1 pseudogene is annotated in these 1318 nt (G+C 53.8%); it reads right to left on the bottom strand.

Going from position 1 to position 1318, the window contains the following annotated elements:
* Window positions 1-283: 283 nt before the first annotated feature.
* Window positions 284-1094, bottom strand: a pseudogene (locus tag MKZ40_RS16765) (transposase).
* Window positions 1095-1318: the final 224 nt, after the last annotated feature.

Below are 1318 nucleotides of genomic sequence, written 5' to 3' on the forward strand. Positions count from 1 at the left end.
CTGAATTACCTGAAAGGAGAGAAATCTTTCAAAGGCGGAATTCGGCGGAAACAGAAGAAAGCGGCACTGGTTGAGACATATCTTGCTGACATTCTCGCGGTCTGAAAGCTTTCATGCGTTTTCCCTGTTGCCTTGCTGCAGCGCCGTGCGGTAGCAATGCATAACTATTTAGAGTGCTTCATTCTTCAATAGCGTTGCGCTTGAAAATCGAGACCGTCGACTCAGCCTTCGAGCAATGGCTCGAAGGCTGAGTCTGTGCTGCTCCAAAGAGAGCGGACACATTTTAAGCCGTAGCTGCCAGTTCGATCTCCCTCGGTGACTGGTAGCCGAGCATCGAGTGGAGCCGGCAGCTGTTGTGCTCCATCCCGATATACTCGACGACACCGCGCCGTGCTGTCTGGCGGAGTTAATACCGCTGGTCATCCAGTCACTCACTCGCTTTTCAGTGGGCCGAAGAAGCGCTTCATGACGGCATTGTCCCATCAATTCCTCATGCGGCTCATCGAGGCCTAGAATTTCAGCGTCGCCGTTGCCGTGCCTCGCCGCCGGCTTCTCGCTTCAAGCTGTGAGTCTGATAACGGCCAACCAAGTAGCTATGGCTACCCAGTCTTTGAGCATGTGTCGGCTGTCGTAGCTGCCGCGCCTCCGGCGATGGGTCTCTGTGACCTCTCTGTACGGGGCCTGCCGACGGTTATCAGGGCTACGATGTCGCCAAGCATAGAAACCGCTCCGGCTAACTCGCATGACTCGACGCAATACGTCCACGGGGTATGCGGCCTTCGCCGGTTCGGTGGACTGATATCTCAGCTCGACTCTTTGGCGAAGTAGGCCGGCGCCTTTTCAGAATATCTTTTTCCATATGAAGCTTATGAACTTCTTCGCGGAGCTTTTTATCTCGGCGTCACGATCGTCCTCATACCGCTTCGGGGGGCTGGAAGCCTGCAGACGGTATTTCGTCACCAACTGTCTAGCATGCTTTGCTCTATTCCCAAGTGCAGGGCGGCCTCGGGCACGGGATACGCTCGATCGATCACTTGGCCCACCGTATCCGCCTTGAATTCATCAGAAAACTGACATCGGGTCTTCTTGGCCATGAACACCTTCATTATGAGGCTTATCGGGGTGTCCGCTCCAGTTGGACCACTACAGCTGAAAACATAGCGGTAAGTAGTATGTTTGTTGGGTTTCATATGTAGTGGCACAGTGAATCTGGCCACCTGACTTTGAGTGTATGATGGCTCACAGAGACAATCAGGTGCAGATGATGACGAAGAAGAGAACGTTTAGCCCGGAATTTCGCTTGGAAGCGGCCCAGCTC

This window comes from Cobetia sp. BMC6 (assembly GCF_029991385.1).
GTDB lineage: Bacteria > Pseudomonadota > Gammaproteobacteria > Pseudomonadales > Halomonadaceae > Cobetia.